Source organism: Kribbella sp. NPDC056345 (assembly GCF_042262745.1).
Lineage (GTDB): Bacteria > Actinomycetota > Actinomycetes > Propionibacteriales > Kribbellaceae > Kribbella.
Genome location: NZ_JBHJQQ010000003.1, coordinates 502,259 through 514,445 on the forward strand (window position 1 = coordinate 502,259; position 12,187 = coordinate 514,445).

A 12,187-nucleotide genomic window follows, 5' to 3' on the forward strand; every position below is an offset into this window, starting at 1 on the left:
CCGCTCACGCCGTCGCGTGCCGGCGCAGCAGCAGCCGGACGAAGTCGTCGTAGTAGCGGATGATGAGGAACGCCAGCAGCAGTCCGGCAGCGACCGCGGGCAGTGCCAGCGGCAGGTTGCCAACGACAGGGGCGACCGGTACGACGGCGCCGGCCACCGCGATCGCGAGGAAGACCAGGTTGCGGCCGACCATCGCCGTACTCATGATCGCGCCCCGGCCACCGAAGCACCGGCACTCGGCGAAGATGCCGGCCCGGACCGAGCGGGTCACCACCCCCGTGAAGAGCAACAGCATCAGCCCACCGATCACGAACCCGAGCCGGGGTGCGATCGGCGAGACCAGCAGCGCGGCCGCCAGCCCTTCACCGCCGACGACGATCCCGGCGAGGATCGCGGCAGACCGCGCGGACTCCAGCCGAGCCAACCCTTGCACCGACTGAGCAAAGCCACGGAACCCGTTGTGCGTAAGGGTTTTCCCGACGAAGGCAGTGATGAAGACCAGTGCCAGAAAGGCACGGGCTGCGACCGCAACGAACTCAGTCATGATGCCCTCCCCGCGGGGGTACCTCGATCAGCTTGCGGAAGTGCTGCACGTCGGCGAGCTCACCGACCGGCTGCCCGTCGACCTCGACCCACGCATGGGCGCGGAACGGCTCGGTCAGCGCGCCGGTGCACCAGTGCGGCCAGGTGCCGGACATCCGGCAGCGCAACGCAGTCGCGACCGATCGCGGCAGGCAGCCCTGACCAGCACAGGTCACGCTCACCGCGACCACGGCCGAACGAGCGGCGTACGCATCGGTCTCCGTTGCGGGTCGCGCGCCGATCCGGACCGTCGACATCACCCGGCGCAGCGTGGCCGGCCGAAGCTTGATGAGTCCGAACGCCGCCACGACACAGATCCGGCCGAGCAGCCGGTCGCAGCGACCGACCGGGAGACCGTGCTCCAACGTCACCGGCATCGTCATGGCCGCAACACCCCCGCCTGCTCGAACGACGTCATCAACTGGCCGACGTCGGCGGCGATCCGCTCGGAGGCGTCCGGGTACGACGCCTGCAGGGTGGCGATCAGTTCGTCGGGGCTCTTGCCGTCGAGAATCCCGTGCAGGACCGTCGCGCCGGTGCGATTCAGCGTCAGGTAGCTGCCGGACCTCTCGTTCAGCAGCACCATCCCGTCGTCGGTGTCGGTCCAACTCATCCCGGGTGCCAGCGTGTACCTCATCCCAGACCTCCTTGGCGGGTCAGTTGTTCTTGATTCGGCGCCGACTTCGGGGCCGAGCCGCTGTCGACGGTTCGCAGCCAGGACTCGACGGCGAGCGTGCTGATCAACGGGATGAACGCGAACGACGACTGCGGCGGCCGGATCACGAGATCGCGCAATCGGTCCGCGTCGACCAGTCCACGCCGGGCCAGTTCCAGGTCCTCGCACAGTTCCAGCAACTGCGGGCGCATCCGGCGGACTCCGGCGTACACATCGGCGCTGTACTCCGACTTCGTCCGGCGGAGGCGGAACTCGTCAGGGACCGCGCCGCGCATCGCCTCGGCCAGCAACGGTTTGTACCGGTCCGGCATCGCGACGTCCCACGCAGTGACCGAACAGGCGGCCTCGACGACAGCGTCGTCGATCATCGGCGCGTGCCACGCCACCCCACTGCGCTCGGTCCACCGCGACACTCGCCGGATCGTGTCGCCACACAGCCGCACGTCCTGCAGGAGAGCGTGCACCCAACGATGCGGCGACATCGGCTGCGGATCTTCGTCGGCCGTCCGGTGCAGCTGGCGGCGCGCGGCCTCGAGTCCGTCCGCGGTGGACCAGATCGGCATCCGGTAGCCGATCCCCCACCCGAACTCCGGCTTGCGCAGGTACTGCTCGATCGGCTTGTCGAGGAGAGTCGCGGTACGGCGCAGCCCGTTGGCGAACGACTCGGACCGGTTCAGCTCGGTGACGGTCTCGCGCCACGGCCAGCGGTGCACGGCTCGATAGGCCTTGACGTACGGCAGCGCGCGCAGCGGCCGGTCCATCAACGCAGGAAGGAAAAGCTGCGTCGCGGTGTAGAGCTCGTCGCCGCCATGACCGGTCAGGTGCAGCTTGGATCCGCGGGACGCGAGGAGCTCGGCCTGGTAGCGCAACTTGCCGCGGGTGCGGATCCAGGCGAACGGGCCTTCCAGCTCCCCGTGACCGTCGAGATCGGAGAACCAGGCCGGCGCGTCCTGCAGGCTCATCACCTGATGCATACCGGACAGCTGCTGGGCAGCCCGTGCGGCCCAGAACTGATCCTCGTCCGCCGGGTTGGCGGCTTCCCAGCTCGTCAGGATCATGCCGCGCTGATGCCGGCCGGCGAGGAAACTCAGTGACGTGGAGTCGAGTCCACCGGACAGGTCCGCGCTGAGGTCCGTGTGCGCGGCGCGCACCTGGATCGCCTCGGCGAGCGCTGCCCGGGTTGCCGTCGCAGCCTGCTCGAGCGGAAGCTCGGGTTCGGGCGGCGACCACCAGCGGGTACGGCGCGATCGGCCGGAGCGATCCCAGTCCAGGCGCTCGCCCATCGGTACGGTCTCGATACCGCGCCACATCACCTGGTCGGTGAACGGCCACGGGGTCCACGGCGCGAGCAACCGGGTCGGGATCGCATCCTCGTCCAGGCTCGCACCGGTCAGCTGGATCAGCGGTTCGGGGTCGTCGGCCGCGATGTCGACGCCGTCGTACCGGACGACGAACAACTGGCGGGTCGACGAGAGTGTGCCCTGCGCTCGCACCAGCCCGTCCATCGAGAGCAGGACGTGCCGATCACCGGGGAAGCGGCGCGCGAGGGCGTCGGCCGCGGCCGGTGCGGACAGCCGGTCCAGTTCGGCCTGGGCGTCGGCGGGTGCCGCGGTGACGCCGACGGTGACCAGGCACCGATCGCGGCCGCGGTGGACGGTGAGTGCCTTGGCAGGAAGCTGCCCGATCAGCCACGGGCGTCCGCTCACCGGATGGGACAGAACCTGGGCGCCGGGCGAATGGCCTACAGACTCGGCCAGCCGCGACCCGGTCGCATGGTCGGGAAAGATCAGGAAAGTCATCGCCGCTCCCCGAAAGAGGTCTAACCGGACCAATCGCGAAGCAAATGCTGTGCCGTCAGCAAATGCCGGGCGACCCCGGTGACAAATTGCCGGACAGGGGTGCCGGCCCCGAAAGAAATCGGCACCGGCACCCCTGCTGTGCCTAGGTTCCGCGACCTGCGGAGCTGGGTGAAATCAGCACAGCATGACGCAGGTCCAGTCGGATTCGAAGCCCCAGGTCGGACGGCCCAGGGTCACCTCGGCGAAGCTGCCGACCTCGGTCAGCATGGGCGGCTCGTAAGCAAGCATCATTGCCTCCAGTACGCGGTTCGCGATTAGACCAATTGACAGAATTGCCAATCAGCGACTTCGAAAACCAACTTAGCGACCGGTTGCTTCGGAATCCGTTCACAAATCCCCCGGCCCGCTTTCACATCGCTTTCACCGACCCGCACTGCGCTTTTGTCCGGCCCGTTCGCGTGTTGTAGTGGGACGGTGATCGCGAGTCATCGAGAGTGAGGAGAAACCGATGTCGGTGCAGTTGTCAGTGCTGGATACGGCTCCCATCTGGCAGGGCCAGCGCCCCGCCGACGCACTGCACGACTCGGTGCGGCTGGCGGTCGAGGCCGACTCGCTCGGCCTGCATCGGTACTGGGTGGCCGAGCACCACAACGCGCCGTTCATCGCGAGCTGTGCACCACCGGTCCTGATCGCGGCCATCGCCGCCCGGACCTCGCGGATCCGGGTCGGCTCCGGCGGCGTGATGCTGCCGAACCATGCACCACTCGTCGTCGCCGAACAGTTCGGCACCCTGGAGTCGCTGCATCCCGGCCGCATCGATCTCGGGGTCGGCCGAGCACCCGGCACCGACCCCACCACCGCGGCCGCGCTGCATCGCCGGCCGGGCGCGGAGTTCGAGCCACTCGTCGAGGAGCTGTCCGACCTGCTGTTGCGCGGTGCGGGCGGCGAGGTGATGGGCGACATCAGCGGCGCGACGATCCAGGCGGTGCCGGCGTCAGGTTCCCGGCCGAGTCTCTGGGTGCTGGGCGCGAGCCCCGCGAGTGGCGAGCTGGCGGGACGGCTCGGCGTACCGTTCGCGTACGCCTACCACGTCCGGCCGGTCGGCGTGGTGGAGTCGATCGCGGCCTACCGGGAGTCGTTCCGCCCGACTGCCTGGTCGGCAGAACCGTGGGCCGCGTTGTCCGCATCCGCGATCGTCGCCGACACCCAGGCCGAGGCCGAGCATCTCGCCGGGCCGACGCGGGTGGTGGTCGCGGAGTTGCTGCGTGGCCGCCGGAACGGCCCGAATCTGCCGCCTGCCGAAGCCGCGTCGTACCGGTTCGATCCACGCGAGAAGCTGGCCGTCACCCAGCATCTGCGGACCCATCTGATCGGTGACCTCGCCACGGTCCGCGACCAGGTCGCCGAACTCATCGCCACCACTGGGTGCCAGGAGATCCTCGCGCTCACGCTGATTCAGGACCACGCAGCCCGGACAGCGTCGTACCGGTTGCTCGACGAGGCGGTCTCCGCACCGGTAAAGGCGTGACTCGTCGCAGCTCTGCCAGGAGGTCGCCTGGCCAGCCGTAGCCATTTGCTGAGGGAAGCACTCTGGCGGCTGCGGCCGCCTGAACTCTGGGGAGAGTGAATTGGTGTCACGTGCGCAGATAGCCAAAGACCTGGACTGTCGGGTCCTCGGTCCGCTACAGCTCAGGGTGGGACAGCAGAAGCTGAAGGTGCCCGCCGGCAAGAACGGTGTCCTGCTGGCCATCCTGGTCGTCCGGGTCGGCGAGCTCGTCTCCACCGAGGAGGTGATCGACCGGCTCTGGGGCGACGACCTGCCACAGCGGCCGAAGTCCGCCCTGCAAACTCGCATCACCCGCGTTCGGTACGCACTCGACCGTGGCCGGCCAGGGCTCGGTCAAGTCATCCGCAGTGAGTCCGGCGGGTACGAGCTCGCCATCGACCCGGCACAGGTCGACCTGGTCCGTTTCCGCCGGCTCGCCCAGCAGCAGCCGACCGGGTGCCCACTCGAGGAATCCGAGCGCCTCCGCCAGGCGCTCGATCTGGTGCACGGACAGATCCTGTGCGACGTCCGCGGCCCGGCGCTCGAGTCCGACATCATTCCCGGCCTCGAGGAAGAACTGCTGCTGGCCCGCGAGCGCCGCTGCGAGCTGGAGATCTCCCTCGGCCGGCATCGCGAACTGGTGTCCGAGCTTCGCGGACTGGTCGGGCGGCACACGTTTCGCGAACGGTTCTGGCTGCAGCTGATGACGTGTCTGTACCGATCGGACCGGCAGACCGAGGCACTCGAGGCGTACTGCGAGATCGACCGGCGGTTGCGTCAGGAAGTCGGAGTCGATCCGTGCGAGGAGCTGCGGACACTGCATGCCCGCATCCTGCGGAACACGGCAGTGCAGGTGGCCTGACGTGTCCTGGTCGACGATGCCGAAACCCGTGCGGAAACATCCGCTGCGGTTGGTACTCGGCCGCTTCGCCACCGGCGTCACGATCGTGACGGCGGCCGGCGACAGCGGCCCGGTGGGGCTGACCGCGAACTCCTTCACCAGCGTCTCGCTCGAACCCGCCATCGTCCTTGTCTGCCTGGACGCCTGCTCACGCAGCGGGCAGGCCATCACCCGGGCCGAGTCCTTCGTGGTCAACTTCCTGCGCCGCGACCAGCGCCGGTTGAGCGAGACGTTCGCACGCCCCGGGCAGGACCGCTTCGCCGGACTGACCACACGTCCCGGCCGCACGGGTGCGCCGGTCATCGAAGGCAGCCTCGGGCACGTCGACTGCCGGGTCGACGAGACCCTGGTCCGCGGCGATCACCTCGTCCTGTTCGGCGCAGTCCTCGAAGCAGCCGTGACACCCGACGCAGCCGACGACGATCCGCTGATCTTCTACGCCGGCCAGTACCTCTAGTCCGCGTAGGCGGCGAGGCTGTAGTACTTGAGGAAGGCCTCGACACCTGAAGTGACGAGGTCTTCCAGCTCCCCCTCGGCAAACTCGTAGCTCGGGCGCAGGGTGCGGATCAGCTGGGCGGAGCCGACCGTCAGCGCAATCAGCTGGCGGACAGCTCGCAGCGGATTCGGTACGTCGAGCCTGCCCTGCTCGCGCAGTGTTGTGAGCGCGCGCATCAGCGGCTCGTCGTTCTTCGCCTGGCTGATCTGCGCCCACAGCTCACCGAGCTGCGGGAACCGATCGACCTCACCGATCACCAGTCGGCGCAACGTGACCAGGTCGTCCCGCAGCAGGATCTCGCCCAGCGATCCGGCGAAGTCGATCAGCGCGGCGCGGAGGTCGGTGGCCTCGACGATCCGGTCGGCCAGCTCGTCGAAGTCGGTGTAGCTGTCCCGCAGGTAGCTGCCGATCACGGCCAGGAAGAGCTGCTCCTTGTTGCCGAAGTGGCTGTAGACCGTGGGCTTCGATACGCCTGAGGTCGCAGCGATCGACTCGACCGAAGCACCGGAGTACCCGTGCCGCACGAACTCCTTGATCGCCGCCTGCGTGATCGCCACCCGCTTGCGCTCCGAGGCACCGGTGACAGCAGCCAGGAGCGGTATGCCGAACTCGTCCGTTTCCATCCGCTCACCCTACATCAAACTAAACCGTGTCGTAAGATCTTACTGAACGGTATAGTTTGATGCTATGACCTGGACCGTCGTACGCCGGTATCCGGATCGGTTCGCGGCCTTCGCGGCACTCCGCTGGCCGACGCATCTCTGAGGCCGTTGTGGGAGGAGCTCGATCGACGGGGCGCGGTGCTCTACATCACGTCGCATCTCGGCGGTGCGCTGCCTACGACACGGTCGGCCACAGCCACCGTCCGGCCGTCCGTGCCGCGGCCGAGAGCTTCGGTTCCGATCGACTTGTCCTCGGTACCGATTTCCCTTATGAGACTGGCGATCTGTTCCGCCGGGCCGTTGCCTATGTCCCCGAGGCACTCGGCGCCGACGGCAACAACGTGCTAGACCACAACGCTGCCTAGCTACTCGGCCTCTGAGTCCGGCGTGGCGGTTTCGCGGGTGCCGTAGGGTGGGTACCAGAACGACCTCTTCAAGGTTCTCGTTGTCGTGACCGGCCGCAGCAGAAGATCGCGGCGGATGTGTCTGCGCGGACTGAGCAGATTTCTGCCCACTTGGCTCCGCAGCCATCATGATTCGAGGAATCCATGCCTTCCGCCGGCACGACGCTCACGCCTACCCAAAATCAGCAGGACTGCGCCCCTTCGAAGGGCAGCGACTTCGCTCCGCTGCTGCGGGAGATCAAGGCCGCCGGGCTGCTCGAGCGGCGCACCGGTGAGTACGTGCTCGGCATCGTGGTCAACCTGCTCTGCCTCGGCGCGGTGGTCGCCGGGCTGATCCTGCTGGGGAACTCCTGGCTCGTGCTGCTGCTGACCATTCCGGCCGGGATCTTCAGCACCCGCGCCGCGTTCTTCGGCCACGACGCCGGCCACCAGCAGATCGGCAGCTCCCGCCGGCTGCACGACGCGATCGGTCAGCTGCACGCGAACTTCCTGCTCGGCATGAGCTACGGCTGGTGGAACGACAAGCACAACAAGCACCACGCCAACCCGAACCACACCGACAAGGACCCCGACGTCGCCGCCGGCGTCCTGGTCTGGACGCTAGCGCAGGCCGAGGGCCGCCAGGGCCTGTACGGCTGGCTGAGCCGCAACCAGGCGCGCATCTTCTTCCCGCTGCTCAGCCTCGAAGGCTTCAGCCTGAAGGTCTCCGGGATCACCTACCTGCTCACGCACCGCCCGCGCCGCGAGTCGGTCGTCGAGCTCGGCCTGATCGTCGCGCACCTGACCGTGTACTTCGGTGGTCTGCTGCTGATCATGTCGCCGCAGAAGGCGCTCGTCTTCGCCGTCCTGCACCACGTGCTGTTCGGTCTGCACCTCGGCAGCGTCTTCGCCCCGAACCACAAGGGCATGGAGATGCCCGACTGCGATTCCAAGTGGGGACACCTGGAGAAGCAGGTCCGGACCTCGCGCAACGTCAACGGCCACGTGATCACGGACTGGCTGATGGGCGGCCTGAACTACCAGATCGAGCACCACCTTTTCCCGAACATGCCGCGCGCCAACCTCCGCCGCGCCCAGGCCGCCGTCCGCGCCTACTGCGAGCGCGTCGGCGTCCCGTACATGTCGACCAGCATCATCGAGTCCTACGCCCAGGGCCTCCGCCACATGCACGAGGTCGGCCGGCAGTTGCGCTCCCCCGCTACAGCCTCGTAACCCCCACACCCCCCAGGGGCAGAGATGAGGGATCGACCCTCATGCCTGGGGGGTGCCTCAGGCGGGAGATTGGTGGCAGAAGGTCAACCACCGAAAACCACGCAACCTGGGGGTAAAACGAGATGAAGCGTCAAGGGATCGCCGTACTGGCCGGGGTCGCCGCAGTGTTCGCCGGGACGGTTCTGCCGGCCGGGACGGCCGCAGCGGAGGGGCTGCCGCTGCAGGTACCGTGCACCGAGCAGAAGGACGTCACGGGAACGCAGTTCGCCGTCAACCTGTGCGACGTGACCGACGCGGACCAGTTCCGCACCCACCTCACCAAAGAGGGCAGCGTCCACTGCGGACCGACCTCGCTCTACAACGCGATGTACTACCTCGGTGAGCACAAGGGCCTGCCGATGCGGGTGGTGCCGAACGGTCAGCTGATGACCGAGTACGACCCGCACGACCCGGCCGACTACGACGAGGCGACCACCTGGATCGGGTGGCTCGGCTACAAGGCCGGTATGGGCTCGGACCCGAGTGGTTCCAGTGCGGCCGGCAACCGGGCCGCCTTCGACGCCGCGACCGCCGGTGCCAAGGCGAGCGGCTGGACGGTCAACCGGGGCGGCACCGGCTCCGACGGCCTGCCCGAGTTCGGGCTGGAGATGGCGAAGCGGCTGCGGCAGGCACCGCTGCAGATGTGGTACGGCCGGTACGTCCTGAACGAGGACAACACCCACACCCGGACCGGCGGTCACGCGGTCACCGTGGTCGCGGCCAAGGGTGACGTGGGCTCCGGCAAGGTCGAGCTGACCCTGCACGACCCGGCCCGCTCCGACGACCACAAGACCCCCGGCTACAAGGACACCCAGTCGCAGATCCGCGACGAGAAGGTCACCCTGTACCGGGTCGCGATCCGGACCAAGTCGGTGGACGAGGAGACCGGCGTCGAGACGATCAAGCAGCGCACCTACTGGCGGCTGTTCGGCGAGAACTACACCGGCACGACCCTGCAGTACGTCGAGGCCTTCAACTGGTTCGAGACCGCCCCGCCCGTCGGCTGAACCTGACAACAGCAGAACCGAGCGGCCCCTGGAGGGAGGGGGCCGCTCGTTCTGTCATGCCAGGGCGCGGCCGAGTTCGCGGCGGCCGGTGATGCCTAGTTTCACGTAGATGCGGCCGAGGTGGTTCTCGACGGTTTTGGGTGAGACGAAGAGTTCCTGGGCGATGTCGCGGTTGCTGCGGCCGGTGACAGCGAGCCCGGCTACTCGGCGTTCGCTCGCGGTCAGCGAGTCCTGGCCCGGCGCGACCAGCGACCGCGGCCGATCCCCCAGTGCCTGCAGGACTTCCGCGACCCGGTTCCGCAGGACGGCCGCGCCGCACGTGGCCGCCAGCTCGCCACCTCGGTTCAGCGTCTCCCGAGCATCGGTCCGGCGTCCGACAACGCGGTACGCCTCACCGAGATCGACCAACGCCCGCGCGAGCTCCAGCCGAGCCGGCGAACGCTCCAGTACGGCGACCGCCTCGGTCAGCGTCTCGACCCGGCGAGCCCCCTGCCCTACATCGACCTTGGCCGTCAGCCGGAGCGCTGCTCCCAGGTCGGAGGCCGCACCCCAGCGGCGACTCAAGTCCAGCTGGTCGCTCGCCAATTCACGTGCCGCAGCCTCGTCACCCAACCGCAGCTGCGCCAGTGCCGCGGGAGTTCGCCACGGGACCGCCGGCGGATCCAGATCCGCGGCCACCATCTCGTCCCGCAACCGGTGAGCATGCTCCAGCGCAGCCAATGGATCGTCCAGCTCCAACGCGATCCTGGCCCGGGTCCCCTCCAGCCACATCGCCGCGATCACTCGCGGGGCGTTCCGGGTGGACTCGTCCCACTCAGCCAGCATTGCCTGCGCTCCGGCCAGATCACCGCGCTCCAGCGCCGCGTACAACCCGAAGGTCACCGCGGTCGCCCGGATCGCCACCACCTGCGGAGTCAGGTCCTCCGACTCGATCGCAGCCAGTACGCCGTCCGCGTCGGCCTCGACCGCCGGCAGGTCACCGCATCGCCAGGCCAGGAAGTCCGCGACGTTCGCGACCATCGCGAACTCGATCGGCGAACCGTGCCGCCGTACCCAGTCCTGCGCACCGGCGATCTCGTCCCGCGCCGGTCCGACCCCGTCGGCCGCGATCAGCGACATCATCGCGAGCAACCATCCGACCAGCGGGTCCGCCTGGCCGACCGAGTCCTTGAGCAGCGCGCCACGACGCAACGCGCGCTCCGCAGTACGCCGTACGTCGGCCGACGGAGCCACCTCGTAGCGACCGCATTGGGCGAGCAGGGCAAGCAGGATCCGCTCATCAGGCGTGTCACCGGGCAGATCGGCGAACCCGCGCAGGTGCTGCGAGGCACGCTTGCGCTCCGACGGCAGGTACGACCGGACGATCCCGAGCCGCGCGTCCAGCGCCAACCGCGCGGCCTTGTCCTCGGTCCAGTCGTCGAGTGCGTGCATCAGCTCGGTCGCCGCCGCCACCGGCCCGTCAACCGCCGAGGTCGCGGTGGCCGCCGTACCGAGCAGCTCGGCGCGCTCCCGGCCGCTGCTCGCCTCGGCGGCCGCCAGAAGATAGCGCCGGGCCGTCCGCGGATCGCCGTTGCGAAGCAGGAGTTTCCCCAGCAGGGACTGGAGTTTCGCGCTCTCCGGCTCGACCTCGATCGCACGGTTCAGGTAGTCGATCGCCTTCTCGACATCACCCGCGGTCGCGCACAGCGTGGCGGCCTCGGTGAAGATCGCGACCGCGGAATCGAGGGTGCCGGCCGGTGCCTGCACCAAGTGCGCAGCGATCCGATCCGCCGACGACCGAGCGGCCCAGAGCGTCTCGGCGGCTCGTCCGTGCAGAGTGGCCTGGTCGACCGGGCCCAACGTCGACGCCACCGACTCGCGGATCACCGGATGCACGAAACTCAGCTGCGCCTCGTCCACGCTGATCACGTGGGCCGCGACCAACTCGTCCACCGTTGCCGCGAGCGCGGACTCGGGTAGCTGAGCGACTGAACCAGCTGCCCAGATATCCGTGCGGGCACCGAGCACGGCCACCGTCTTGGCCAGCGTGAGCGCCGCCGGCGACAACCTCGACAACAACGTCCGGCTGACTGCACTCGCACCCAGCCCGCGAACCGTCTCCGCAGTCGCCGCATCCTTCGTCGACCGGTCCAGCACCGCCAGCTCGTCCAGCAGCGACTCGGCCAGGAACGGGTTCCCGCCACTCGCTGCCAGGACCGCATCCACGACCTGGTCGGCCGCTTCATTGCGGCAGCGATCCGCAATCAGTACGGCGATGCCGTCGCGACTCAGCGGTCGCGGCAGCAACCGCTCGACGTGCCGAGCGACGGTCAGCTCGGCCAGCGGGCCCAGCCGATCCGGCGGCGGGCGGGTCGCGACGACCAGCGCGATCGGCAGGTCACCGACGCGCTTGGACAGATAGGACAGGAAGCGCAGCGACGGCGGATCGGACCATTGGGCGTCGTCGATGCTGATCAGCAACGGCCGCGGCGAGGCCAGGTCGACCGCCACCCACCAGAGTGCGTGCAGCGTCCGCGCCACCTCGGCGTCCCCGGCGTCCGGGGTCGCCTTGTCGAGGGCCTCGATCGCACGACCGGTCGGTCCGGCGATGATCGCGGCCCGCGTCTCCCCGGCGTACCGGGCGATCGACCGCTCGATCAGCTGCCGGACGACACCCCAGGCCATCGCGCTCTCGACCTCGTCGCCGGTGGCCTGCATCCGGACGAAGCCGCGCGCCTTGGCCATCGCCCGCGCCTCGGCGACCAGCCGCGACTTGCCGATCCCGGCCTCGCCTTCGATCACGACGACCTTGCCCTCGCCCCGGCCGGCCGCATCCAGCGCAGCAGCGATCCGGCCGAGCTCGTCCGGGCGCTCGAGCACGCCG

At 68.8% G+C, this 12,187-nt stretch carries 12 protein-coding genes; 5 read left to right on the forward strand and 7 right to left on the reverse strand.

The annotated features are described in order from the left end of the window. Positions 1-4: 4 nt before the first annotated feature. From ACFCV3_RS13200 to ACFCV3_RS13220, 5 genes are all read right to left on the reverse strand, one after another. Positions 5-544, reverse strand: coding sequence for a MauE/DoxX family redox-associated membrane protein (locus tag ACFCV3_RS13200; RefSeq protein ID WP_376029732.1), 540 nt, complete (start codon positions 542-544; stop codon positions 5-7). Beyond that, positions 537-965 (reverse strand): lasso peptide biosynthesis B2 protein, encoded by a 429-nt coding sequence (locus ACFCV3_RS13205; protein WP_376029735.1) that lies wholly within the window; start codon positions 963-965, stop codon positions 537-539. Before ACFCV3_RS13205 ends, ACFCV3_RS13200 begins: the two co-directional genes overlap by 8 nt. Continuing rightward, positions 962-1,219 (reverse strand): lasso peptide biosynthesis PqqD family chaperone, encoded by a 258-nt coding sequence (locus ACFCV3_RS13210; protein WP_376029737.1) that lies wholly within the window; start codon positions 1,217-1,219, stop codon positions 962-964. Before ACFCV3_RS13210 ends, ACFCV3_RS13205 begins: the two co-directional genes overlap by 4 nt. Next, positions 1,216-3,057, reverse strand: coding sequence for an asparagine synthase-related protein (locus ACFCV3_RS13215; RefSeq protein ID WP_376029740.1), 1,842 nt, complete (start codon positions 3,055-3,057; stop codon positions 1,216-1,218). Before ACFCV3_RS13215 ends, ACFCV3_RS13210 begins: the two co-directional genes overlap by 4 nt. A 174-nt stretch (positions 3,058-3,231) precedes the next feature. After that, entirely contained in the window at positions 3,232-3,348 is a 117-nt protein-coding gene (locus tag ACFCV3_RS13220) for a lasso RiPP family leader peptide-containing protein (protein WP_376029743.1), read from the reverse strand. Positions 3,349-3,565: 217 nt separating this feature from the next. Here ACFCV3_RS13220 and ACFCV3_RS13225 point away from each other — a divergent pair, with 217 nt between their 5' ends. The 3 genes from ACFCV3_RS13225 to ACFCV3_RS13235 all read left to right on the forward strand — a co-directional run bounded on the left by ACFCV3_RS13225 (position 3,566) and on the right by ACFCV3_RS13235 (position 5,961). Then, complete coding sequence (locus tag ACFCV3_RS13225) at positions 3,566-4,585, forward strand: LLM class flavin-dependent oxidoreductase (RefSeq protein WP_376029745.1); 1,020 nt, start codon at positions 3,566-3,568, stop codon at positions 4,583-4,585. A 103-nt stretch (positions 4,586-4,688) separates the two neighbouring features. Then, the gene (locus ACFCV3_RS13230; protein ID WP_376029747.1) at positions 4,689-5,465 is read left to right on the forward strand and encodes a BTAD domain-containing putative transcriptional regulator; all 777 of its coding nucleotides are present in this window, start codon (positions 4,689-4,691) and stop codon (positions 5,463-5,465) included. A gap of 1 nt (position 5,466) precedes the next feature. Next, complete coding sequence (locus tag ACFCV3_RS13235; protein WP_376029750.1) at positions 5,467-5,961, forward strand: flavin reductase family protein; 495 nt, start codon at positions 5,467-5,469, stop codon at positions 5,959-5,961. Here ACFCV3_RS13235 and ACFCV3_RS13240 read toward each other — a convergent pair. Continuing rightward, a complete protein-coding gene (locus ACFCV3_RS13240) occupies positions 5,958-6,623 on the reverse strand; it encodes a TetR/AcrR family transcriptional regulator (protein WP_376029753.1) in 666 nt (221 codons plus the stop codon). The two genes, ACFCV3_RS13235 and ACFCV3_RS13240, sit on opposite strands and share 4 nt — an antisense overlap. 587 nt (positions 6,624-7,210) lie before the next feature. Here ACFCV3_RS13240 and ACFCV3_RS13245 point away from each other — a divergent pair. Then, entirely contained in the window at positions 7,211-8,278 is a 1,068-nt protein-coding gene (locus tag ACFCV3_RS13245; protein WP_376029756.1) for a fatty acid desaturase family protein, read from the forward strand. Positions 8,279-8,400: 122 nt separating this feature from the next. After that, the gene (locus tag ACFCV3_RS13250) at positions 8,401-9,324 is read left to right on the forward strand and encodes a hypothetical protein (RefSeq protein WP_376029758.1); all 924 of its coding nucleotides are present in this window, start codon (positions 8,401-8,403) and stop codon (positions 9,322-9,324) included. 54 nt (positions 9,325-9,378) lie between these two features. On the opposite strand, the gene ACFCV3_RS13255 is transcribed toward ACFCV3_RS13250, so the two are convergent. Further along, positions 9,379-12,183 (reverse strand): AAA family ATPase, encoded by a 2,805-nt coding sequence (locus tag ACFCV3_RS13255; protein ID WP_376029761.1) that lies wholly within the window; start codon positions 12,181-12,183, stop codon positions 9,379-9,381. Positions 12,184-12,187: the final 4 nt, after the last annotated feature.